Genomic DNA, 22,648 nt, shown 5'->3' with positions numbered 1-22,648 from the left:
ACGTTCACGACCAGATCGCAGCGAAAATTGATGATGTAGCTCGAAATTTTGAATAGACAGGATTGAAACCCAAAGTGTCCGGCATAGACTGCCTGCAAGCCCCTACTCTGGCTGAACACACATGGAGCTGTGTCTGCATCCCCAGAACAAATCAGAGCGAAACAGGATGTTTTTGCGTTCAGGTTTTAGCCTTGTCGAGCTGATGGTTACCATAGCGCTCGTCTCTCTCTTGCTGACGCTGGGAGTGCCCTCCTTCAACTCTCTGTTGCGCAGCATGACCCTCAATACCCAGGCCAACAACTTTGTGGCAGCTATCAACCTTGCCCGTTCCGAAGCCATTCGCCGCAATGCGGCGGTGACCCTGTCCGCCTCGGCCGAGAACCTGACTCAGCATCACTGGGAGGCCGGTTGGCAGATCTGGGTCGATGGCAATGGCAACGGCAGGCTCGATAACGGCGAGTTGCTGCGGGGTTTCCCCGATATGGAGACAGGCACCCTGAGCAGCAATACCTCTCTGTTGCGCTTCAGTGGCGACGGTTTTCTCGATGGCCGCTCACAGGCATCGCAGGTGTTTGCCCTGCGCCCGGAAGGGTGCCGCAACGAGGCGGCCCGCGATATCACCATCACTGCGGCAGGTCGCCCTTCCATCGCCGAGGTACGTTGCCCATGACACGACAACAGGGCTTGTCACTGCTTGAAATCATGATCTCGGTACTGGTGCTCTCCATCGGCATTCTGGGCATGGCGACCCTGCAGCTGCAGGCACTCAAGAGCAATCAGTCTGCCCTGACGCGCACCGAAGCGACCCAGTACGCCTACATGATCAACGACATGATGCGGGCCAATCGCAGTGCGGCCCTGATAGGGCAATACAACATCGATCTGGGCGAGACGGTCTCGGGCAGTTCCATGGCGGTACAGGACTTGCTGCACTGGAAGCGGGTATTGAGCGAGCTGCCGGGTGGCGATGGTGCCGTGGCGGTCAGCGCCGGAAGGGCCACCATCACCATTCAGTGGGATAGCAGCCGGCTGGCCACCGATCCTGCGTCGCGCAGCATGACCCTTAGGACGGATCTATGAGCAGGGCCGGTTTGCCCCTACGCCAGCGCGGGATCGGCCTGGTCGAGGTGATGATCGCCCTGGTGCTCTCTCTGGTGACTGTGGGGGTCATCATTCAGGTATTTCTTGGCAATCACAAAACCTATCTCACGGGCGAGGCGATTGCCAGGGTGCGGGAAGACAGCGGCTTTGCCACCAATCTGCTGCAAAAAGAGCTGCGGATGGTGGGCTATCAGGGGTGCCTCAGCAAACAGGGGGTCAATATCACCAATACCCTCAACAACAACGCGGCACTGCCCTACAACTTCACTACCTTTTTGCGTGGCTATGACAATGTGACGGCCACCTTGCCAGCCCCTCTTTCTGCCCTGTTCACGGGAGCCGAACCCAGGCCCATGCCGGGTAGCGATGTGCTGCTGGTTCAAGGGCCGGCTGGGGTTGGGGTGCCGCTCAGTCGTGATAACCATAACAACGCCGCCCAGCTGTTTGTCCAGCACCTCTCCAGCAAGGTGGATTATTGCGGCACCGGCAAGCAGGGTTACAGCGATCTGTGCGAGGGAGACATCGTCATGGTCTCCGATTGCCAGAAGGCCAGAATATTCCAGATCACACGTGTGCAGGGAGTCGGTGGAGGGCGTGAGGTCAACATTGTTCATGCCGAGAACAACAATAACGGCAATCTTGTACCTGGTAATGCAACCAGTTCCTGGGGCGGGGCAAGCAGTCCGGCCGAGGAGCGCTTCGGGTTAGGATCGGTACTGAACCGGGTGGAAACCCGCCTCTACTATATTGCTCGCCCTTCGGCCAACAGCCCCTACGCCCTCTATCGCAAGAGCGGAGTTGCCGCCGGCATGCCCCTCATTGAAGGGGTTGCCAATATGCAGCTCACGTTCGGGGAGGATCAGAACCGGGATCGGGCGACGGATCGCTATGTGAGCGCCGCCAGCAATCCAAACTGGGACAACGTCCTGGGGATTGGGGTGCAGCTTCTGATGCGCAGCAATCAGGGCAATGTGGTGTCGGCACCGCAAGCCCTGAGCTTTGCCGGCGCCACCTTCCAGGCGACCGATCGCAACTGGTACTGGGTAGCCGAGACCACGGTCGCGCTGCGTAACCGGTTACCATGAGGAGCCCAGTCATGATGCATCGACAACAGGGGATGGCGCTGGTGATCAGCCTGATTTTTCTGGTCATGGTGAGCCTGCTGGGCATGGCCGGCATGCGGGGCGCGCAGCTGCAGGAGAAGATGGCTGGCAACCAGAAGGAGGCGCTGCAAGCGCTGCAGGCGGCAGAAGCGGGCCTGCGCGCCGCCGAACGCTATATCGAGGCTGGCAACTCGGGTCCTTATGACAACAGCTCAGGCCTGTATGAATTTGTCGATACTGCGGTGGATCCCGCATCACCCTCCACATCCTGGCGCACCTATGCCAACAGCGGTCTGGCGGGGCGAGCCCCTGAGTACTTTATCGAACGGCTGCCCTATACCCAGGGGGGCAGCGAGAATCTGGCGGTCGATGAGCCCATCAGCGAGCGTCGCCTCTATCGCATCACGGCAAGGGGATTTGGTCTCTCGGACGAGAGCCGGGTGCTGTTGCAATCGACCTATAGTCGCTAGGAGGCGGGGTATGGGCAAACTCGGTTTTGGACTCTCGCTGATGCTCTGCTGCGCCTCGGCGCAGGCGGCGCTTGATATTGCCCAGGTTCCCCTCTATCTCGGCACCCGGGCCGATCCCAATATCATGTTTACTCTGGATGATTCGGGCTCCATGCATTTCGAGATCATGCCCGAGTCCTTGATCGAGAACGATGCACGCTATGTCTACCCACGAGCCAATAATGTTTATGGGAATGACGATTACGCCAACTATACGATCACCTTTGCCAGCGACAATGCCCGCAATGCCTACGTGCGCTCCAGCCATAACAACAAGCTCTATTACAACCCGCAGCTGACCTATCGCCCCTGGGCCAATGCGGATGGCTCCTTGATGGCCAATGCCAAAGTGACCTGTGCCCCTCACAACCCTATGAAGATGGCGGCCGGTTGTCGCGACCTGACTCAAACCAATCGAGCATGGTGGGCCATCTATTACACTGAGTTTTCTCCTTATTATTACAACCAAGACGAGAGTTTCTGGCCGGCTGTCTATTTTGACTACAAGGGAAGTGGCAATGTATTCAACGCCAAGAACTATACCCGGGTGGTGATAAACAAGGCGGTGGCCACCATCTATGACGGTCGCCCCAATCGCAGTGACTGCAAAAATGCGCCCGTTTGTACCTTTGACGAGGAAATTCAGAACTTTGCCAACTGGTACACCTATTACCGTTCGCGGATCCTGGCGGCCCGGGCCGGAGTAGGAAGAGCCTTCGCCAGCCAGGGGGAGGCCATTCGGGTCGGCTTTGCCACCATCAATGCCAGCGGCAGCGTGATCCGCGGTGTCACCCCTTTTTCAGGTACTGATCGAACCGCTTTTTTCGATGAGCTGTATGGCCGCGACATTCCGGCGAAGGGGACACCGCTGCGCACCAGCCTGAAAGAGGTAGGGGAGTATTTTTCCCGCAGTGACAATAACGGCCCCTGGTCTGCTCGTGCCGGCAGCACACTTCCTCATCTGACCTGCCGCCAGAGCTACAACATTCTGATGACGGATGGCTACTGGAACGGTGACTCGCCCTCGGTCGGCGATCAGGACCAGGATGGCATCAAGAATTCCCTGGCGGACGTGGCCTACAAATACTGGAAAACGGATCTGCGTCGCGACCTGGCCAACAAGGTGCCGACCAGCACGGCAGACCCTGCCAACTGGCAGCATCTGGTCAACTTTACCGTAGGGCTTGGGGTCAACGGTTCGCTCAATCCTGCCAACGGTATCCCGGGCAGCTGGCCGAATCCTTATGATTCCGATGAGTTCAAGATCGACGATTTGTGGCATGCGGCCGTCAACAGCAAGGGGAGTTTCTTCAGCGCGGCGGATCCGGATACCTTCGCCGAGGCCCTGAGCAGTACGCTGGCACAGATTGCCGCCCGCAACAGCTCCGCCAGTTCGGTAACGGCCAACGCCACCCGTCTTGACAGCAATACCCATATCTACCAGGCCCGTTACAACAGCGGTGACTGGTCGGGACAACTGGTCTCGATCCCGCTTAACAGTGATGGCTCTCTGGGGAATATCGCCTGGGATGCCGCCACCCAGATACCGGAGCCTTCGGCACGCAGCATCTTCACCCGGCAAGGCGGGGCCGGCATCGCCTTCACCTGGGAGGTGCTTAACAATACCAACCGCACCCTGCTCAATATTGCCGGTGACAATCTGGGAGAAAGCCGGGTCGCCTATCTGCGCGGTGAGCGCGGTGGCGAGCAGCGCAATGGCGGGGTATTTCGCAATCGCAGCGATCTGCTCGGTGACATCATCAACTCGGATCCCGTCTATGTGGGCAAGCGCGATTACGGCTACAGCAGCGCGACTGGCCTGACCCAGACCGAGCGGGAGAGCTATCAGGCGTTCCTCAGCTCGACGGCAATCGCCCGTCGCCCGCCCATGCTTTATGTCGGTGCGAATGACGGTATGTTGCACGGCTTTCGGGTGGCCGACGGTGTCGAGCAACTGGCCTATATCCCGGCCAGCCTGCTGGGGGAGCTGCCCCAGCTGACCAGGCCGGATTACAACCATCGCTACTATGTGGACGGGACGCCCAGGGTCGGGGATGCCTATTTGGGGAGTCGCTGGAAGACTCTCTTGCTGGGCTCTACCGGAGCGGGAGGCAAGGCGGTGTTCGCCATCGATGTGACCGCACCGAACAACTTCACCGCTGACAAGATGCTGTGGGAGTTCACCCATTCCGAGATGGGCATCGCGTTGGCCGCCCCGACGCTGGTACGGGTCAAGGCCGACAACAAGTGGGTCGCCCTGGTGGCCAACGGGTACAACAGTAACAGCCAGACGGCGCGGCTGTTTGTGCTGGATTTGGCGACCGGCGCCGTCATCAAGGAGATCGACACCCAGGTAGGATCGGCCAGCGAGCCCAATGGCCTCTCTTCGCCATTGCCTGTGGATGAGGATGGCGATCGGGTGGTTGACTATGTCTATGCTGGCGATTTGCAGGGCAATCTCTGGAAATTCGACCTGAGGGACAACAACAGCGCCCAATGGGGAATCGCGTTCAAGGCCGGCAACAAACCCAAGCCGCTGTTCCAGGCTTGCGATGGCGCCTGCTCGGCCAGCACGCGCCAGCCCATCACCATGCGGCCGCTGGCGATCCGCCATCCCAGGGGAGGGATCATGGTGCTGATGGGCACGGGCAGCTATTTCACCAATGATGACAAGTCATTGCCCACCAATCCAAGATTGGAGGCCGTCTACGGCATTTGGGACACTGGGAGCGAGGTGAGCCGCAGCCAGTTGTTGCAGCAGAGCATTACCCATGAATTCGTGGCCAATGGCACCACCATCAAGTTCAATGTGCGGGTGGTCTCCAGCAGGGATGTCAATTACACCAGCCAGAAGGGCTGGTATCTGGTGTTGAAATCACCCGGGCTGAGCAAGGGGGTCGGGGAGCGGGCAGTTTCCGAGATGCTGTACCGGCACAAGCGGCTCATCTTCAACACCTTGATACCGTCGGCGGATGCCTGCGATTTTGGTGGCCGCTCCTGGCTGATGGAGCTGGATCCTGTTTCGGGCGCCCGCCTCACCTACTCGGTATTCGACGTCAATGGCGACGGAGCCGTCAATGATGATGACTATGTCGGGATCAAGGATGAGGCTGGCAATGACATCAAGGTGCCGGTCAGCGGCAAGCAATTTGACGAGCTCACCACGACGCCGAGCGTAGTGGAGGATGCCGATATGGAGCGTAAATACATCAGCGGCTCCAGCGGCAACATCTCGGTCACGCTGGAAGAGGGGGCGGGCGATCTGGGTGGTCGTCAGTCCTGGTTGCAACTGGAGTAGAGGCTGGAATGGAACGTGGATTTACCCTGATTGAGTTGATGATAGTGGTGGTCGTGGTCGCCATTCTGGCTGCGATCGCATATCCCAGTTACAACAACTACATGGCGTCCACCAAGCGGGCCGAAGCCAAAGCGACTTTGCTGGAAGCCGCGCAATATCTGGAGCGGGAGTTTACCGCCAATGGCAATTACGACACTGGCAACCTGGCCTCTGCCGGCTTGGCGACCCTGCCCAGGGACGGTGGTACGGCTTATTACAATCTGGCGCTCAATGCCAGCGGGGCCCGTTATACCCTGACGGCTATTCCGACCGGTGTGATGAACGGCGACCCCTGTGGATTGTTGACTCTCGATCAGAGCGGACAGCAGGGGGTATCGCGTGCCACCATGACAACGGCCGAATGCTGGTAAAACTTATTTCCAGCACTCGGTCGGGGTCTTGATATCGGCCTTGTTGATGGTCAGGCTGTCGCAACTGGTGCTGCCGGACTTGTCGCCGACCTGGGCACCCTTGCTGGTTGCAACCAGGGTGTAGGCGGTGGCAGTGGCACCTGAAATGGTGAAGGTATAGTAATCGCTGGTCGGGTTGCCCACATTGGCTACGGCACTGCTGTAGCTGGAGTTGGAGATGCGGAACTCTTCCTGTTTGAGCTGCATGGTCAACAATCCCTTGACGGCTTCAGCCCGGCGGGATTTACGCAGACCATCTGTAAAACTGGGGTAGGCGACAGCGGCAATGATGGCGACGATGGCGACTACCACCATCAATTCCAGCAGGGTAATACCTGATTGTTTGATTCTCATGGGGGCGGCAGGGTTCGTTAAACAGATAGATACTATAGGATAGTACTGACACCACACTCTACTGGCATGTGCGAAAAGAAAGGAGTCTTTAGCCAATGGAATGCGCAGAGTGCCGCTCCGCCGGTTTTACCATGATTGAATTGATGATTGCCCTGGCGCTGGTCGCGTTGCTCCTGACCGTGGCGATCCCCAGCTATCAGTCTTTGCGCCAGGAACAAATGGTAAAAGCAGCCACCCAGGCCGTATACACGGATGTGATGCTGCTCAAGTCAGAGGCGATCAAACGTAATCGCACCTTGCAGTTTATTATCTTCAACAGCGGCACCAGTAACTGGTGTTATCGAATCCATATTGATGGTAGCTGCAGCAGCTGCAGCGATTCCTGCTCAAGCATTGAGGGACGCAAGGGGGCAGATGCCAGCGAATATCCCGGTATCAGTCTGGTGGCCAGTTACAGTGAATCGGTGACCAATGTCAGGCCTCTAAGTATTTCGCCCAGAAGGGCCACCTTGGCGGCGGGGAATATTGCCATTTCGTCCGGTACCTACTCCATGCAGGTCAAGACCAATAATGTCGGGCGTGTGCGCACCTGTGGTGTCAGCAATGTCAGTGGAGTGCCTGCATGTTGAAAGCACCAAGGGGATTCAACGTGGTGGAGCTGATGGTGGCCATGGTCGCAGGTCTGTTTCTGGTTGCAGCCGTAACATCCTTGTTCGCCACCATCCTCAAGGCCAATCAAACATCCATGCAGGTGAGTCGCCTCAATCAGGAGCTGCAGAGCATCACTGACATGATAGCCCGTGACGTGCAGCGAACCGGTTACGATCAGGGGGCGACCGCATTTCTTGGGGCTGCATCGGGAGCCAGGTCCCCGTTTTATTTCGATACGAGCAGCGATCTGATGAATGAGACCGTCAGTGGTTCCAAGATTTATCGCTGCATCAGACTGAAATACGATGATGATAACAACGGGTCTCTTGGCTCTGATGAAACCTTTATTTACAGCTATGACAGCGCTGACAAAGGGGTGCAACTTGGCACCAGTTGCAGCACTGGCAACCTGCTCAGCACCGACAACACCATAGAGGTAACCGATCTGACCTTCTCGCTGTTTGGCAGTAGCGCCTCGGCCGGCGCGAGGACGGTGCGCATGGCTATCTCGGGTCAATACAAGGCGAACTCCGCACTCAAACTCACCCTGCAGCGCGATATCAAGCTGCGCAACGACGGGTATTGATGCCATGAAACGTCATCTCGGCTTTACTACCTTCACCATCACCCTGCTGCTTATCGTGATCCTGCTTGGCATCTCGTTGCTGGTGGGCAAGCTGATGGTGGCGGATCGTCGTGTCAGCCTCAACGAGGTGCAGTATCGCCAGGCGCTGGCGCTGGCCGAGCTGGGGTTGTCGGACGGGGTCGGGCGGCTTGCGCAGGATGCCACCTGGCGCACCCCTAGCAGCGGTGTTTCCGTCACCGTATCGGCCGGCAATTACACCCTCTTTGCGCTGGATGAACCGGCTGTGATCGTGGGGGGGGCGAGTGTAACACCGGTGAAAATACGCACCCAGGCGACCCTGGTCGATGCGACGGCCAATGCCGAGGTTGAGGTGAAGGCTATCAAGATAAGCGTATTGGCCGGCACCCCGGCCGCCCCCCTGACGGTAGCAGGTGGCATGGCCGTATCCGGCAACTTTACCGTGGTGGCCAATCCTAATGGAGGGGGGCCGGGAGTGCCGCTCTCCATCTGGACCAACGGTAATGTGGACCTGACAAATGGCTCCGGTCAGACCTGCCATCAGGGGGACTACAGCGGAGGCTGCAGCGCCAACATCAGCCAGAAGGGCGACAAACAATCGGACATCAAGGACAACGATACCGACTTCCCCACGGATCTGGTCTGGTATCTGTTCAACGAGAATGATGATGCTGCCGGCTGGGCCAATCTGGAGTCTCGGGCGGTGCAACTGCTGACCAATTGCGATTCACTGTCGACCGCCTCGCGCGGTCTCATCATCGTCGATGGTGATTGCAAACCGGGTGGGTCGATCGGTTCGATCGCAGCGCCGGTCGTGCTTATCATACGCAACGGCAACCTGATGGTGAACGGGAATGCGACCTTGTACGGGCTGGTGTTCGCCTACTCAGCCACGCCCGCCACAGCCACCACCGACGTCAGCCTGAAGGGGGGAGCAATCGTCAACGGCGCGGTAGTAGCCAACTATCAGCTGGGCAAGACGGCCAATGGGACCTTCGATGCCAAGTATGATCAGGCGGTGTTGAGCAATATCGAAAATGGGGCGGCGTTTCAGAGCATCAATCTGGTGCCTGGTAGCTGGCGGGACTGGTAGGAGCATCTATGAAACCGCACAAGGGATTTGGGCTGTTGGAGATTTTGATCACCCTGGTTCTGCTTGGGGTGGGTGTGGCAGGTCTGGTGGCTATGTCTCGCTCATTGCTCAATACCTCCCAGGATAGTCGCCGCTACGAGGTGGCCATGCGGCTGGCCGAGTCACAACTCGATGCGTTTCGCACCTTCAACGGGGTGGTGAGTGCGGTTTCGCCGCTCACGGCCTACAACAACATAACGGCGGGCACCAGTTCGGCCACTCCCGCCGATGGCGGGGGGACTTATGCCCTGAGTTGGACCGTCAGCAACCAGTACTGGAATGGCTCTGCCTGGCAGACCACGATCCCGGTGGGTTATTTGTACTCCTATCCTGGCCGAAAGGTAGTCAATGTGACCGTCAGCTGGAGCGACAGCGTAGGGCAGGCTCATTCTTTGCTGCTCTCCGGGGCCGTGTCGCCGGCGGAATCGCTGACTCAGAATCAGTTCAACGGCGGGCTGGATACCAGTCGCGAGCCGCCCCACGTGGTCTATATCCCCGGAGTTGCGCCTGATGTCATCTCCATCCAGATCGATCAGGAAGGCCGCAAGCAGGAGACTAGCAAGCCGCTGCCGACCGTGACCTCCAAGGATGGTGCGGTTGGCAAGCTGGTGCAGTTCGAGACGGTCACCTACAAGCCCGACAATGGCGGCAACACCCAGCAGGTGCTGCAGGATCTGGCCTCGGTCTCCTGTTCCTGTAGCTATGGCTCGAGCATAAATGCTTACCTGCCCGGCCAGGCAACCCTGACCAGCAGCAATTTGCTTTATTGGAATGCGGGTTCCCAGGTGATCAAGCAGACAGGGGTACTCAACAGCAGCGTCAAGGATCAACCGGCCCTCTGTACCAGCTGTTGCAAGGATCACTTCGATGGCAGTGGCAGCAGTTTCGACCAGTTTTACTCGCCGCTTCACACCAGCCGACAGCGCTACAGCAGCTCCCTTTCATCGGTCAATAGCGGGAATTATGTCGATGCCTGCCGCTTTGTCCGGCTCGATGGCTACTATCGTCCCCTGCCGGACTGGAATCTGATCAAAGTCATAGTGACCAGCGCCGACTTCCTCGCCAAGGCTGAGAACCAGACCAGCTACCAGAACTACATCAAGTACGTTGTTACCACTTATGTTACTTGGCAGAAGAACACTCTCAACTGGACTTCGAATCCCACGGCAACGCCCCCCTCGATCATTGAATTTGCCGACTGGCTGCCTACCAACGCGGCAGCGGGAGGAGACACCAGCACCAAGATCACCATGAACACGGGGACGGCCCAGCTGATTGCCCGCGGTATCTATGTGGATGTGCTCTCACCAGACAATCTCGCGAAGCTTGATCTGACATCACAGGATTTGTTGGCCCGGATCCCGTTTCAGGACATCAACCTGACCATGCTGGCGGAGTGGAGCCTGGTGCCCCTGAATGGCCAGCTCACCGGCAGTACCTCTGATTACGTGGGAGTGACCAACGAGACGGTCAAGACGGTGGTTGATCTCAGCAACTACTACTTCGGCAGTTACAGCCGTGGCTATTTGTCGGCCAAGAAGAGCACCAAGGATGCGTCCAACGTGTTACAGAGCGCCTCGATCAAGGTAACCGCCTATCAGGGGAACTCGGGGATCACCGCTTCGCTCATCTCTCCGGTGGATCAGAGCGAGGCCAAGAGTGCCACCATGCCGGTGGCGATCGATACCAGCTCCCAGACGGTGCCGACCCTGACCGTATCGGGACGAATCGAGTGTCTTGAACAGGGCAATGGGCAAAATTCCGCTCCAGAGTCCTGTAAGGCCAACACGTTCAGCGGGCTGACAGTCACTACGACAACCACGGGAGCCACCTGTCGTATCGATGTGCCAAAAACCAACAACCAGCCCGCTACATACGTTTGTTCTGCCGCACAAAACAGTAATCTGGTTGTGAATTTATCCTATAGCGCTCAGGGCAATAAAACCTACTTGTTGAAGCCGGCCTCCCTCAGTATCGCCATGACGCCGCCTGCCAGTGGCCAGGTGATCACGGGCCCCTGTGCCCTGTTGGTGGACAATGGTGTGACCAATGCTGCAAACCTGACTTGTACTCCCTGAACCTCGGGCGCTGGCACAGCCAGCGCCTTTTCTTTATCATTCCCCATCATTTTTGATTTTAAGATGCATCGCCATGGCAAAAGCCCTCTCTCTGATGCTTGCCCAGTTGAATCTGACGGTAGGCGCCATCGAAGAAAACTGTGACAAGGTGCTGGCTGCGGCCTCTGAGGCAGATCGGCAAGAGGCCGATCTGCTGGTCTGCTCCGAGCTGGCTCTGACCGGCTATCCGCCGGAAGATCTGCTGCTGCGCAGTGATCTCATGCTCCGGGTTGATGCCGCGCTAGCTCGAATTGCAGCCTGGGCAGGCAACTGCGCCATTCTGGTGGGGCACCCCTGGCGGGAAGGAGAGGCACTTTACAACGCGACCTCCCTCTACGAGCAGGGCAAGCTGGTGGCACGCTACTTCAAGCAGGATCTGCCCAACTACGGGGTGTTTGACGAGAAGCGTTACTTCACGTCAGGCACCGAGACATGTGTCGTGCCGTTCCGTGGTCATCAACTGGGTCTGCTTATCTGCGAAGACCTCTGGCAAGCAGGCCCGGCGCTGGCCGCCAGGGCGGCGGGAGCCGAGCTTCTGCTCACCATCAATGCCTCACCCTACGATCAGGAGAAACCCTGGATCCGCCGCGAGTTGATGGCGGAGCGCTGCGATCAGACCGGCGTACCGCTGATTTACCTCAATCAGGTGTGTGGCCAGGATGAGCTGATCTTCGACGGCTGCTCAAAAGTCTTCAATAGCCATGGCGAGCTGACTCACAGGCTGGCGCCGTTTGCCGAAGAGCTGGCGCTGGTGCGCTTTGCCGATGGTGAGCCGGTGAAAGAGCGGGAACCGGCTGCGCCGCTGGAGCCCTTGGCCGAAACCTATCAGGCGCTGGTGCTGGCGGTTCGGGACTACGTCACCAAAAACGGCTTTCAGGGCGCAGTGCTGGGGCTTTCCGGCGGTATCGACTCTGCCCTGACTCTGGCGATTGCGGCCGATGCCATCGGTGCCGATAAGGTGCAGGCGGTGATGATGCCATTTCGCTATACCGCCCAGATGAGCGTGGAAGATGCCAAGGAGCAGGCCGAGCGGATGGGTGTTGAGTTCAACATCATCTCCATCGAGCCCATGTTCGAAGGGTTTATGGATCAGCTGGCTCCCCTGTTTGAAGGCACGGCTCGCGATACCACCGAAGAGAACCTGCAAGCTCGCTGCCGCGGCGTGCTCTTGATGGCGCTCTCCAACAAGCGTCGTCGCATTGTGCTCACCACCGGTAACAAGAGCGAGATGGCGGTGGGTTATGCCACCCTGTATGGCGACATGGCCGGCGGTTTTGACGTGCTCAAAGACGTACCCAAGACCCTGGTCTTCAAACTGTGCGAATACCGCAATTCGGTCGATTATGTGATCCCGCAGCGGGTTATCGACCGTCCCCCTTCGGCAGAATTGGCGCCGGATCAGGTGGATCAGGACAGCCTGCCTCCCTATGACATCCTGGATGCCATCCTCAAGCGCTACGTCGAAGAGGATGCCTCGGTCGCCGACATGGTGGCCGAAGGGTTCGAAGAGGCGGTGGTGCGCAAGGTGATCCGTCTGGTGGATCTCAACGAATACAAGCGCCGTCAGGCTGCGGTCGGTCCCCGCATCACGGCCCGCAACTTTGGTAAGGATCGTCGTTACCCAATCACATCCGGGTTTGGCAAACAGAACTGGTAAGGAGTCACCATGAAGAAGATTGAAGCCATCATCAAACCGTTCAAGCTGGACGATGTGCGCGAGGCTCTGGCCGAGATCGGCATCAACGGCATGACGGTATCCGAAGTCAAAGGTTTTGGCCGCCAGAAGGGGCACACCGAGCTTTATCGCGGTGCCGAATACATGGTGGACTTTCTGCCGAAAGTGAAGCTGGAACTGGTGGTGCAGGATGAGGATCTCGATGCCTGCCTGGAAGCGATCCAGAACACCGCCCGCACTGGCAAGATTGGTGACGGCAAGATCTTCGTCTGTGACGTGGAGCGGGTCATTCGTATCCGTACCGGCGAAGAGAACGAAGACGCCATCTGATGTGGATGCGCCTCGTTGTGGTGGCAGGCCTGTTGGCTGGCCTGACTGCCTGTAGTAGCCGGCCGCCGGCCCAGCCGGAAAACCTGTGCCAGATCTTTCGCGAGAAGCCTGACTGGCATGAGGCGGCCCTCAAGATGAACGAGAAGTGGGGTACCCCGATCCAGGTGGTCATGGCCATGATGTATCAGGAGTCCTCCTTCGTACATGACGCCCAGCCGCCCATGGAGTATTTCCTCTTCATCCCGACCGGGCGGGCCAGTTCCGCCTATGGCTACGCTCAGGTGAAAGATGAAACTTGGGCCGATTACCAGCGGGAAACCGGCAACAGCTGGAGTGATCGGGACGATTTTGCCGACGCCATCGATTTTATGGGCTGGTACACTCACAAGGCCCAGCGGCTGAACGGCACCTCCAAGTGGGATGCGTATGGCCAGTATCTCAATTATCACGAAGGGTGGGGTGGCTACCGGCGTGGCAGCTACCGAAGCAAGGGCTGGTTGATGAAAACCTCCCGCAAGGTAGAGGCCCGAGCCCAACGCTACGGCGCCCAGTATCGACAATGCAAGGATCAGCTCTCCACCGGGGGCTGGTTCTGGTAACCCAATCAGGAGTCAGAAATGCCGTTATTGGACAGTTTTACCGTTGACCACACCCGTATGGAAGCCCCTGCGGTACGCGTGGCCAAGACCATGCAAACCCCGAACAAGGACACCATTACCGTGTTCGACCTGCGTTTCTGTGTGCCCAACCAGGAGATCCTCTCCGAGCGTGGCATCCATACCCTCGAGCACCTGTTTGCCGGTTTCATGCGGGATCACCTGAACGGTAATGGGGTCGAGATCATCGACATCTCCCCCATGGGCTGTCGTACCGGTTTCTACATGAGCCTGATTGGTGCACCGGACGAGGCGCGGGTGGGGGCGGCTTGGCAAGCGGCCATGAGCGACGTGCTGACCGTGCAGGATCAGAAGCAGATCCCCGAGCTTAACGAATACCAGTGCGGTACCTTCAGCATGCACTCTCTGGAAGAGGCGCACGCCATTGCCCGTCACGTGCTGGAACGGGGGATCGGGGTCAACCACAACGACGAGCTGGCCCTGCCCGAAGAGAAGCTCAAGAGTCTCTAAGCCAGGCATATGCCTCGTAAAATCAATCCAGAGAAGCCGGTCAGCACTGCTGCCCGGCTTTTTTATTGGTACTGATGCAGGCAGACAGGCAGCTTGTTCAGCGAGTGTTCTCTGGTAGCATGGTGTTCGACTGAACAAGAAAAGAGGGATGCTATGAGCATGAAAGGAGTCTTGCTGCGTTGGTTGGCCCGTTACGACGCATGGTGCGAAGAGTGGGGGCTCACAGCGCAAAACCGGCGTTGCTGCACGCCGGTGCGTTACGATGAGGCGTCATCAAAAGATCAGTCGGAACAGGCCTCTTCTTCCTCTAGTCAAAATTGCGGGTCACGGCACCGGTAACGCTGTTGTACTCAAAGCCGAGGCCATTTTCATAATCAGAACCCGTCTGGAAGCGGCCTATTGAGTCGCGCAGGATATAGCGGCAGTTGTAATGCATCTCATCACCCTCCTCCTCATCAGGATGTCCCGGGCCAACCATGTCCGAAAGATAGTCCGCCTGCTTTTTGATCTCATCAGGTTGGTTGGTAGAAGCTACTGTCTGATCGCCATCAAGGAGGTCGGTAAACAGCAAACGGCAATCCGATTGATTGCTGACTGAGATATGGTTTCCTGAACCGGGCTGATAGGGGGTATTGGCGGGTTGGTTGTAATCCTCTTCGGAGCCTGACGGCCATCCGTAGCGATTGATGTCCGACTTGCCCTCCCCATGGCTCCCCAAATTGTAAAGTGCGACCGCCTCTCCCTTGGTGGCAACAGCCCATCCTGCATGGGCCAGCTGCACTGCACTGGCAAAACTACCCGCCGTCGCCGCGACACTGCTTCTTAACGCATCATCCTTGATATTGATAAAACGGGGCAGAGCGATGACTGCCAGAATACCCAGCACTATGATGACCAGTACCAGTTCAATCAGGGTAAAACCATGGTGTCTGTGTTTCATTGTGTTGAATGACCCATTAAATACCGCAAATAGGTGTAGTGATATGCAGCTGATTGACAGTCATTGCCATCTCGACTTTCCCGTCTTCGACAAGGACAGGGAGGTGTTACTGGCTCATTGCCGACAGCTTGGGATCCGGGAGTATATCATCCCTGCCATCGCTGAGGATAACTGGGAGCGGGTAATGGCTTTGGCAGGCCAGCATGCCGATATTTTCTATGGCTTGGGCATTCACCCCTGGTATGCCGGTGCACAGCAGGAAGGGGTGATGGAACGGCTGCGGATGCTGGTGGCTCGCCGCCCGGCTGGGTTGGTGGCGATAGGCGAGTGCGGGCTGGATCTGCGTTCCCATGTTCCCCAGGAAGGGCAGATAGATCTATTTGAGGCGCAAATCAGGTTGGCTTGTGAATATGAGCTGCCATTAATCGTGCACTCGGTACGGGCCAATGACACGGTTGCCAAACTATTGCGTCGTTTCAAACCTGCCAGAGGGGGGGTGATTCATGCGTTCAGCGGCTCCCGGCAGCAAGCCGACACTTTCTGGCAGATGGGATTTCGCTTGGGGGTCGGTGGGGTGATCAGTTATGAGCGGGCCAACAAGACCCGTGAGGCATTTCGTGATATGCCGCTTTCATCTCTGTTGCTGGAAACCGATGCGCCCGACATGCCGTTGCAAGGGGAGCAGGGGCAGCGCAATACCCCGGCGTCATTAGTAAAAATAGTGACTACTCTGGCTTCAATAAGAGAGGAAGGCATGTTGGATGTTGCAAGGGTGTTGCATGAATCTACCCTTGAACTTTTCCATCTTGAGCGTCAATGCTGAAACATATATGCAACAAGGCTTTTGGGCAGCAGAAAAAAAAATGAGCGTAAAAATCGTTTGCTGTCTACTTTTGTGACAATCGATCATTTTGACACTGATAAAATGTGACCAGCATTCTATTTTAAAGGCCTTTAATTAGTATAATGCGCTCCCCTTGATTAGCGGCTTGAGGTTACAAGTTGCTAACAAGATAGGTGCTACTAGAGGAAGATAATAATGAGCTTAATCATGGGTCTGGTGGGGATGGCAACGCTCGTCCTTATCGCGGTGCTGTTCTCCAGCAATCGCAAGGCAATTAACGTACGTACCGTACTGGGTGCGTTCGCAATTCAAGCCGGTCTGGGCGCTTTCGTGCTCTATGTACCGGTAGGTCGCGATATTCTGGTGGGCGTATCCGACGCCGTATCCAGTGTGATCAGCTATGGCCAGAACGGCATCGACTTCCTGTTCGGTGGTCTGGTCAGCAACAAGATGTTTGAAGTATTCGGCGGCGGTGGCTTCGTGTTTGCTTTCCGTGTTCTGCCGGTCATCATCTTCTTCTCTTCCCTGATCGCAGTGCTCTATTATCTGGGCATCATGCAGGTGGTGATCAAGCTGCTGGGCGGTGGCCTGCAGAAAGTGCTGGGTACCTCCCGCACCGAATCCCTCTCTGCTACTGCCAACATCTTCGTGGGCCAGACTGAAGCCCCGCTGGTAGTTCGTCCTTACATCTCCAAGATGACCGACTCCGAGCTGTTTGCCGTCATGTGTGGTGGTCTGGCTTCCGTAGCCGGCTCCGTACTGGCCGGTTACGCTTCCATGGGCGTCAAGATGGAGTACCTGATTGCCGCATCCTTCATGGCTGCTCCGGGTGGTCTGCTGTTCGCCAAACTGCTGGTGCCCGAGACCGAGACCCCGAACTACGATGAAAGTGCCGCCGATGCCGAGCTGGATGACAAGCCCGCCAACGTGATCGACGCTGCCGCTGCCGGTGCCTCTGCTGGTATGCAACTGGCCCTGAACGTAGGTGCCATGCTGCTGGCGTTTATCGGCTTGATCGCCATGATCAACGGTATCTTCTCTGGTGTGGGTGGCTGGTTTGGCATGCCTGAGCTCTCTCTGGAGCTTATTCTGGGCTGGATCTTCTCCCCGCTGGCCTTCCTGATCGGTGTGCCCTGGAACGAAGCCGTGGTTGCCGGTTCCTTCATCGGCCAGAAGCTGGTGGTGAACGAATTCGTGGCGTACCTGAACTTTGCTCCGTACCTGAAAGATGAGCTGCTGATCAATGGCGCCGTCATGTCCGATCACACCAAGGCCATCATCTCCTTCGCTCTGTGCGGTTTCGCCAACCTCTCCTCTGTTGCCATCCTGCTGGGTGGTCTGGGGTCCATGGCACCGAACCGCCGTGGCACCATTGCACGATTTGGTCTGAAAGCCGTACTGGCCGGCTCTCTGTCCAACCTGATGTCTGCCACTATTGCAGGCTTCTTCCTGGCGCTGTCCGGCATGTAATATCGCCTGACCAGACAGGTATAAACACAAACGCCACGGCATCTGCCGTGGCGTTTGTGTATGGGACGGTGACAACCGTTTTCCTATCTAAACTAATAATAAAATGAGTCAAATCGGAGGTTTTATGAATGAAGTGCTACTGGCGATGGTGGCCGGCTTTATCGTTGGCTTGTTGTTTTCTTTCCTCAAATTGCCCATTCCTGCGCCGCCGGTCTTGTCCGGGGTGATGGGGATCGTGGGGGTCTATCTGGGTGGCTTGGCCTACTCCTGGATCCTCACCCGTTTCTTCTCGTAAGGCTTTTTCTACCAGGGTTTGCCAGATGTGAGATACCTCTGAAAATGGCAAATCCGGCTTGCAAACACGGGGTATCTCGGCTGAAATAGGCATTGCCAGCAGGGTGCTGGCATTGACTAATGCCCGATGAAATCGGGTGTTGGCGGTCAAATGGAATTGATTGGGAAGTCGGGTCAGATGTTGTCGGCCTTTCTCAAGTCTTCATGGAACCAAGTCCGCACTTTTGTAAGAAAGTGACAGGGCTCTTGCCTTATTTGCAGCCAGCTATGCCTCTGCATACGCGCTGTAATTCCATTCCCGTATCCTTGGGAGTCGAGTCTTGCCGGTTGCGTTGCAACAAGCGGGCCTTTGCCCCGGGATCCGGACTACTTAGAGACTTTGGAGAACAGAATGACTGATCTGAAACTGGCCGCCCAGCGCGCCCTGAACCTGATGGACCTGACTACCCTGAACGACGATGACACCGATCAGAAAGTGATCGACCTGTGTCACAAGGCCAAGTCTCCGGCTGGTCTGACCGCCGCCGTCTGTATCTATCCCCGTTTCATTCCCATCGCTCGCAAGACCCTGCGTGACATCGGCGCTGCCGACGTGCGCATTGCGACCGTGACCAACTTCCCCCATGGCAACGACGATATCGAGATCGCCGTGGCCGAAACCCGCGCCGCCGTCGCTTACGGTGCCGACGAAGTGGACGTGGTGTTCCCGTACCGCGCCTTCATGGCGGGCAATGAACAGATTGGTTTCGATCTGGTCAAAGCCTGTAAGGAAGCCTGTGGCGCCGATGTGCTGCTGAAAGTGATCATCGAGACCGGCGAGTTGAAGGAAGAGGCGTTGATCCGTCGCGCTTCCGAGATCTGTATCGATGCCGGTGCCGACTTCATCAAGACCTCCACCGGCAAGGTGCCGGTCAATGCGACCCCGGAAGCGGCGCGCATCATGATGGAAGTGATCAAGGCCAAGAACCCGAAAGTGGGCTTCAAGCCTGCCGGTGGCGTAAAAGACGCGGCTGTTGCGGGTCAGTACCTCGCCATGGCCGAAGAGATCCTGGGCAAGGACTGGGTATCCGCCCGTACCTTCCGCTTCGGTGCCTCCAGCCTGCTGGCCAGCCTGCTGGCGACCCTGGGTCACGGCGAAAAGCCGGCCAACACCAGCGGTTACTAAGTTGACCCGAGAGGGCGAGCCCGGCTCGCCCTGTTATGCCCGGCCACATGGCCTGTGGCAGGGCGTCCGGCTTTTGTAACGCCAGTCATGGCGGAGGGAATGAAAGATGTTTTTGCCTCAAGAAATTATTCGCAAGAAGCGCAACGGCGAAGCGCTCAGTACCCAAGAGATTCAATTCTTCGTTCAGGGCATTACCAACAATACCATCGGCGAGGGCCAGATCGCGGCACTGGCGATGGCAGTCTATTTCCAGGATATGACCATGGATGAGCGGGTTGCCCTGACCTGCGCCATGCGCGACTCTGGCATGGTGCTGACCTGGGATCATCTGAACCTGGGCGGCCCCATCGTCGACAAGCACTCCACCGGTGGTGTGGGTGATGTCGTCTCCCTGATGCTTGGCCCCATGGTCGCGGCCTGCGGCGGTTTCGTACCGATGATCTCTGGCCGTGGTCTGGGCCACACCGGCGGTACCCTGGACAAGCTGGATGCCATCCCGGGCTACCAGACCTCGGTCGACAACGACCGTTTCCTGAAGGTGGTGAAAGAGGCGGGTGTGGCCATCATCGGCCAGACCGGCGATCTGGCGCCTGCCGACAAGCGTATCTATGCGGTACGCGACATCACAGCCACCGTCGAATCCATCGCCATGATCACCGGCTCCATCCTCTCCAAGAAGCTGGCCTCCGGGCTGGAAGCGCTGGTGATGGACGTCAAGGTAGGCTCCGGCGCCTTCATGCCGACCTTTGAGGCATCCGAAGAGCTGGCGAAAAGCATCGTCGCCGTGGCCAATGGGGCCGGTTGCCGCACTTCTGCGCTCCTGACCGACATGAACCAGGTACTGGCCTCCAGCGCCGGCAATGCGGTGGAAGTACGCGAAGCGGTGCGCTACCTGACCGGTGAATACCGCAACCCGCGGATCCACGAAGTAACCATGGCCCTGTGTACCGAGATGTTGATCTCTGCCGGGCTTGCCAGCAATGATGTCGATGCCCGCGCCAAGCTGCAGGCAGTGCTGGACAACGGCAAGGCGGCCGAGATCTTCGGCCGCATGGTGACCGGTCTGGGTGGCCCGTCCGACTTCATGGAACGTTATGACGCTTACCTGCCCAAGGCTGCCATCGTGCGCCCGGTTTACGCGGCCAACGCCGGTTTCGTTACCGCCATGGACACCCGTGAACTGGGCCTGGCTGTGGTCGCCATGGGCGGCGGTCGCCGCGCAGCCGGTGACAAACTCGATTACGCGGTCGGTCTGACCGACTTTATTCGCCTGGGTCAGAGCGTCGATGCAGACAAGCCGCTCGCCCTGATCCACGCTCAAACTGAAGAGCAATTCGCTCAGGCTGCCGGCATGGTGCAGGCAGCCGTCAAGATCGGTGACACCCGACCAGAGGCGCTGCCCGAGGTCTACCGTCGCATCGGTCTGGCTGATTTGTAACAAGGGGAAGTCCCATGAAACGTACCTTTATTCTGATGATGGACTCTTTCGGTATTGGCGCTGCCGCCGATGCCGACAAGTTCGGAGATGTGGGCGCCAACACCCTTGGCCATATCGCCAAAGCCTGTGCCTCCGGCGAGATCGAGGGCCGTGGCCCGCTCAACCTGCCGAACCTCAACAAGCTGGGTCTGGGCCACGCGGGTGAACTCGCTTCCGGCACCTTCCCGGCGGGTCTGAACAAGGACATCGAGGTGGTCGGTGCCTACGGTTTCGCCCAGGAGCTCTCCTCCGGCAAGGACACCCCGTCCGGTCACTGGGAGATCGCCGGTGTGCCCGTGCTGTTCGAGTGGGGCTACTTCAAGGATCACCAGAACAGCTTCCCGCAGGAGCTGCTGGACGCCATTGTCGAGAAGGCCGGTCTGCCCGGGTATCTGGGCAACTGCCACGCCTCCGGCACCCAGGTGCTGGACGACTTGGGCGAAGAGCACATGCGCACCGGCAAGCCGATCCTCTACACCTCTGCCGACTCCGTGTTCCAGATTGCCTGCCACGAAGAGACCTACGGCCTCGAGAAGCTCTATGAGCTGTGCCACATCGTGCGCGAGCTGCTGGAGCCCTACAACATCGGTCGCGTCATCGCCCGTCCGTTCGTGGGCAGTGGCAAGGGTGACTTCAAGCGCACCGGCAACCGTCACGACTACTCGGTGCTGCCGCCGGCGCCGACCGTACTGGATTACATGAAAGAAGCGGGCGGCCAGGTGGTTTCCATCGGCAAGATCGCCGACATCTATGCCCAGCAGGGCATCACCAAGCAGGTGAAGGGGACCGGCCTGACCGAGCTGTGGGATCGTACCCTGGAAGAGGTGAAGGCCGCCGGTGACAACACCATCGTCTTCACCAACTTCGTCGACTTCGACTCCTCCTACGGTCACCGCCGTGACGTGAAGGGCTACGCCGATGCACTGGAGTATTTCGACTCCCGTCTGCCGGAGCTGTTCGAGCTGATGCAGGATGGTGACGTGGTGGTACTGACCGCCGACCACGGTTGCGACCCGACCTGGAGCGGCACCGACCACACCCGTGAATACATTCCGGTGCTGTTCTACGGCAAGCCGGTAAAGGCTGGCAGCGTCGGCCGTCGCGACACTTTCGCCGACATCGGCCAGAGCATCGCGGCCTACCACGGTCTGCCCAAGCTGGCATACGGTACCAGCTTCCTGTAAGTTACCCGCCCGCCGCCTCGGCGGCGGGCAAACCAATAAAGACAATAAAACTCAACCCAGTGTGAAGGAATCAAGAGAATGGCAACTCCTCATATCAATGCGAAAGATGGTGCGTTTGCAGATACCGTACTGATGCCGGGCGACCCCCTGCGTGCCAAGTACATCGCCGAGACTTTCCTGGAGAACGTCGAGCAGATCTGCGACGTGCGCAACATGTTCGGGTTCACCGGTACCTACAAGGGCCGTCGTATCTCCGTCATGGGTCACGGCATGGGTATCCCGTCCTGCTCCATCTATGCAAAAGAGCTGATCACCGACTACGGTGTGAAAACCCTGATCCGCGTGGGCTCCTGCGGCGCCGTACGTGAAGATGTGAAACTGCGTGACGTGGTGATCGGTATGGGTGCCTGCACCGATTCCAAGGTGAACCGTCTGCGCTTCAAGGATCACGACTTCGCCGCCATCGCCGACTTCGATCTGGTTGCCAATGCCGTACAGGCCGCCAAGAACAAGGGCGTGGCCGTGCGCGTAGGCAACATCTTCTCCGCCGACCTGTTCTACACCCCGGACCCCTCCATGTTCGACGTCATGGAAAAATACGGCATCCTGGGTGTCGAGATGGAAGCTGCCGGTATCTACGGCGTGGCTGCCGAGTATGGCGCCAAGGCACTGACCATCTGCACCGTCTCCGACCATATCCGTACCGGTGAGCAGACCACTTCCGAAGAGCGTCAGCTGACCTTCAACGACATGATCGAAATCGCGCTGGATTCCGTCCTGCTGGGCGACAAGTAATCCCTTCGCGTATGAAAAAGGCGGCCTTC

Annotated in this window: 23 protein-coding genes; 21 read left to right on the top strand and 2 right to left on the bottom strand. The window is 58.0% G+C overall.

The window, feature by feature from the left end:
- Positions 1-166 precede the first annotated feature (166 nt).
- From tppE to tppA, 6 genes are read left to right on the top strand one after another with little or no spacing between them, the layout of a single operon-like run.
- On the top strand, positions 167-670 hold the full coding sequence (gene tppE, locus MRK42_RS18275) for a type IVa pilus pseudopilin TppE (RefSeq protein ID WP_042071071.1): 504 nt from the start codon (positions 167-169) through the stop codon (positions 668-670).
- On the top strand, positions 667-1,080 hold the full coding sequence (gene pilV / locus MRK42_RS18270; protein ID WP_223379148.1) for a type IV pilus modification protein PilV: 414 nt from the start codon (positions 667-669) through the stop codon (positions 1,078-1,080). The genes tppE and pilV overlap by 4 nt, the downstream gene beginning before the upstream one ends.
- A complete protein-coding gene (locus MRK42_RS18265; protein ID WP_354688460.1) occupies positions 1,077-2,186 on the top strand; it encodes a PilW family protein in 1,110 nt (369 codons plus the stop codon). The genes pilV and MRK42_RS18265 overlap by 4 nt, the downstream gene beginning before the upstream one ends.
- An 11-nt stretch (positions 2,187-2,197) precedes the next feature.
- Positions 2,198-2,674, top strand: coding sequence for a PilX N-terminal domain-containing pilus assembly protein (locus MRK42_RS18260; protein WP_223379144.1), 477 nt, complete (start codon positions 2,198-2,200; stop codon positions 2,672-2,674).
- 10 nt (positions 2,675-2,684) lie between these two features.
- Positions 2,685-6,011 (top strand): PilC/PilY family type IV pilus protein, encoded by a 3,327-nt coding sequence (locus MRK42_RS18255; protein ID WP_354688459.1) that lies wholly within the window; start codon positions 2,685-2,687, stop codon positions 6,009-6,011.
- 8 nt (positions 6,012-6,019) lie between these two features.
- On the top strand, positions 6,020-6,421 hold the full coding sequence (gene tppA / locus MRK42_RS18250) for a type IVa pilus pseudopilin TppA (protein ID WP_354688458.1): 402 nt from the start codon (positions 6,020-6,022) through the stop codon (positions 6,419-6,421).
- A 3-nt stretch (positions 6,422-6,424) separates the two neighbouring features.
- On the opposite strand, the gene MRK42_RS18245 is transcribed toward tppA, so the two are convergent.
- Positions 6,425-6,814: a type IV pilin protein gene (locus MRK42_RS18245; RefSeq protein WP_354688457.1), complete on the bottom strand. Its 390-nt coding sequence runs from the start codon at positions 6,812-6,814 to the stop codon at positions 6,425-6,427.
- Between the two features lie 95 nt (positions 6,815-6,909).
- On the opposite strand from MRK42_RS18245, the gene MRK42_RS18240 reads away from it, so the two are divergent.
- The 8 genes from MRK42_RS18240 (at position 6,910) to luxS (ending at position 14,450) form a co-directional block, all read left to right on the top strand.
- Positions 6,910-7,443, top strand: coding sequence for a GspH/FimT family pseudopilin (locus MRK42_RS18240; protein WP_026455776.1), 534 nt, complete (start codon positions 6,910-6,912; stop codon positions 7,441-7,443).
- 20 nt (positions 7,444-7,463) lie between these two features.
- Positions 7,464-8,051, top strand: a complete 588-nt coding sequence (locus MRK42_RS18235) for a type IV pilin (RefSeq protein ID WP_026455775.1) — start codon at positions 7,464-7,466, stop codon at positions 8,049-8,051.
- 4 nt (positions 8,052-8,055) lie between these two features.
- Entirely contained in the window at positions 8,056-9,162 is a 1,107-nt protein-coding gene (locus MRK42_RS18230; protein WP_061476233.1) for a PilX N-terminal domain-containing pilus assembly protein, read from the top strand.
- A gap of 8 nt (positions 9,163-9,170) precedes the next feature.
- Positions 9,171-11,279, top strand: a complete 2,109-nt coding sequence (locus tag MRK42_RS18225) for a prepilin-type N-terminal cleavage/methylation domain-containing protein (RefSeq protein ID WP_354688456.1) — start codon at positions 9,171-9,173, stop codon at positions 11,277-11,279.
- A gap of 73 nt (positions 11,280-11,352) precedes the next feature.
- Positions 11,353-12,975 (top strand): NAD+ synthase, encoded by a 1,623-nt coding sequence (locus tag MRK42_RS18220; RefSeq protein ID WP_354688455.1) that lies wholly within the window; start codon positions 11,353-11,355, stop codon positions 12,973-12,975.
- A 9-nt stretch (positions 12,976-12,984) separates the two neighbouring features.
- Positions 12,985-13,323, top strand: coding sequence for a nitrogen regulatory protein P-II (glnB, locus tag MRK42_RS18215; protein ID WP_026455772.1), 339 nt, complete (start codon positions 12,985-12,987; stop codon positions 13,321-13,323).
- A gap of 5 nt (positions 13,324-13,328) precedes the next feature.
- Positions 13,329-13,922 (top strand): transglycosylase SLT domain-containing protein, encoded by a 594-nt coding sequence (locus MRK42_RS18210; RefSeq protein WP_061476378.1) that lies wholly within the window; start codon positions 13,329-13,331, stop codon positions 13,920-13,922.
- Positions 13,923-13,940: 18 nt separating this feature from the next.
- Entirely contained in the window at positions 13,941-14,450 is a 510-nt protein-coding gene (gene luxS / locus MRK42_RS18205) for an S-ribosylhomocysteine lyase (protein WP_216993678.1), read from the top strand.
- A gap of 307 nt (positions 14,451-14,757) precedes the next feature.
- On the opposite strand, the gene MRK42_RS18200 is transcribed toward luxS, so the two are convergent.
- A complete protein-coding gene (locus MRK42_RS18200) occupies positions 14,758-15,390 on the bottom strand; it encodes a type II secretion system protein (RefSeq protein WP_354688454.1) in 633 nt (210 codons plus the stop codon).
- A 43-nt stretch (positions 15,391-15,433) separates the two neighbouring features.
- Between MRK42_RS18200 and MRK42_RS18195 the strand changes: the two genes are divergently transcribed.
- The 7 genes from MRK42_RS18195 (at position 15,434) to deoD (ending at position 22,619) form a co-directional block, all read left to right on the top strand.
- Complete coding sequence (locus MRK42_RS18195; protein ID WP_354688453.1) at positions 15,434-16,213, top strand: TatD family hydrolase; 780 nt, start codon at positions 15,434-15,436, stop codon at positions 16,211-16,213.
- A gap of 216 nt (positions 16,214-16,429) precedes the next feature.
- Complete coding sequence (locus MRK42_RS18190) at positions 16,430-17,704, top strand: NupC/NupG family nucleoside CNT transporter (protein WP_061476227.1); 1,275 nt, start codon at positions 16,430-16,432, stop codon at positions 17,702-17,704.
- A gap of 124 nt (positions 17,705-17,828) precedes the next feature.
- Positions 17,829-17,999 carry a XapX domain-containing protein gene (locus tag MRK42_RS18185; protein WP_005340467.1) on the top strand — a complete coding sequence of 57 codons (171 nt, stop codon included), beginning with the start codon at positions 17,829-17,831 and terminating at the stop codon, positions 17,997-17,999.
- Positions 18,000-18,389: 390 nt separating this feature from the next.
- A complete protein-coding gene (deoC, locus tag MRK42_RS18180; protein WP_042025838.1) occupies positions 18,390-19,163 on the top strand; it encodes a deoxyribose-phosphate aldolase in 774 nt (257 codons plus the stop codon).
- A gap of 106 nt (positions 19,164-19,269) precedes the next feature.
- The gene (deoA, locus tag MRK42_RS18175) at positions 19,270-20,601 is read left to right on the top strand and encodes a thymidine phosphorylase (RefSeq protein ID WP_026458151.1); all 1,332 of its coding nucleotides are present in this window, start codon (positions 19,270-19,272) and stop codon (positions 20,599-20,601) included.
- A gap of 14 nt (positions 20,602-20,615) precedes the next feature.
- Positions 20,616-21,824 carry a phosphopentomutase gene (locus MRK42_RS18170; RefSeq protein ID WP_042071093.1) on the top strand — a complete coding sequence of 403 codons (1,209 nt, stop codon included), beginning with the start codon at positions 20,616-20,618 and terminating at the stop codon, positions 21,822-21,824.
- 78 nt (positions 21,825-21,902) lie between these two features.
- A complete protein-coding gene (deoD, locus tag MRK42_RS18165; protein WP_005340471.1) occupies positions 21,903-22,619 on the top strand; it encodes a purine-nucleoside phosphorylase in 717 nt (238 codons plus the stop codon).
- The last annotated feature ends 29 nt before the right edge of the window (positions 22,620-22,648 follow it).

Origin of the sequence: Aeromonas sp. 19NY04SH05-1, assembly GCF_040581895.1 — a bacterium.
Lineage (GTDB): Bacteria > Pseudomonadota > Gammaproteobacteria > Enterobacterales > Aeromonadaceae > Aeromonas > Aeromonas enteropelogenes.
This window is presented reverse-complemented; position numbering and strand designations above follow the sequence as displayed.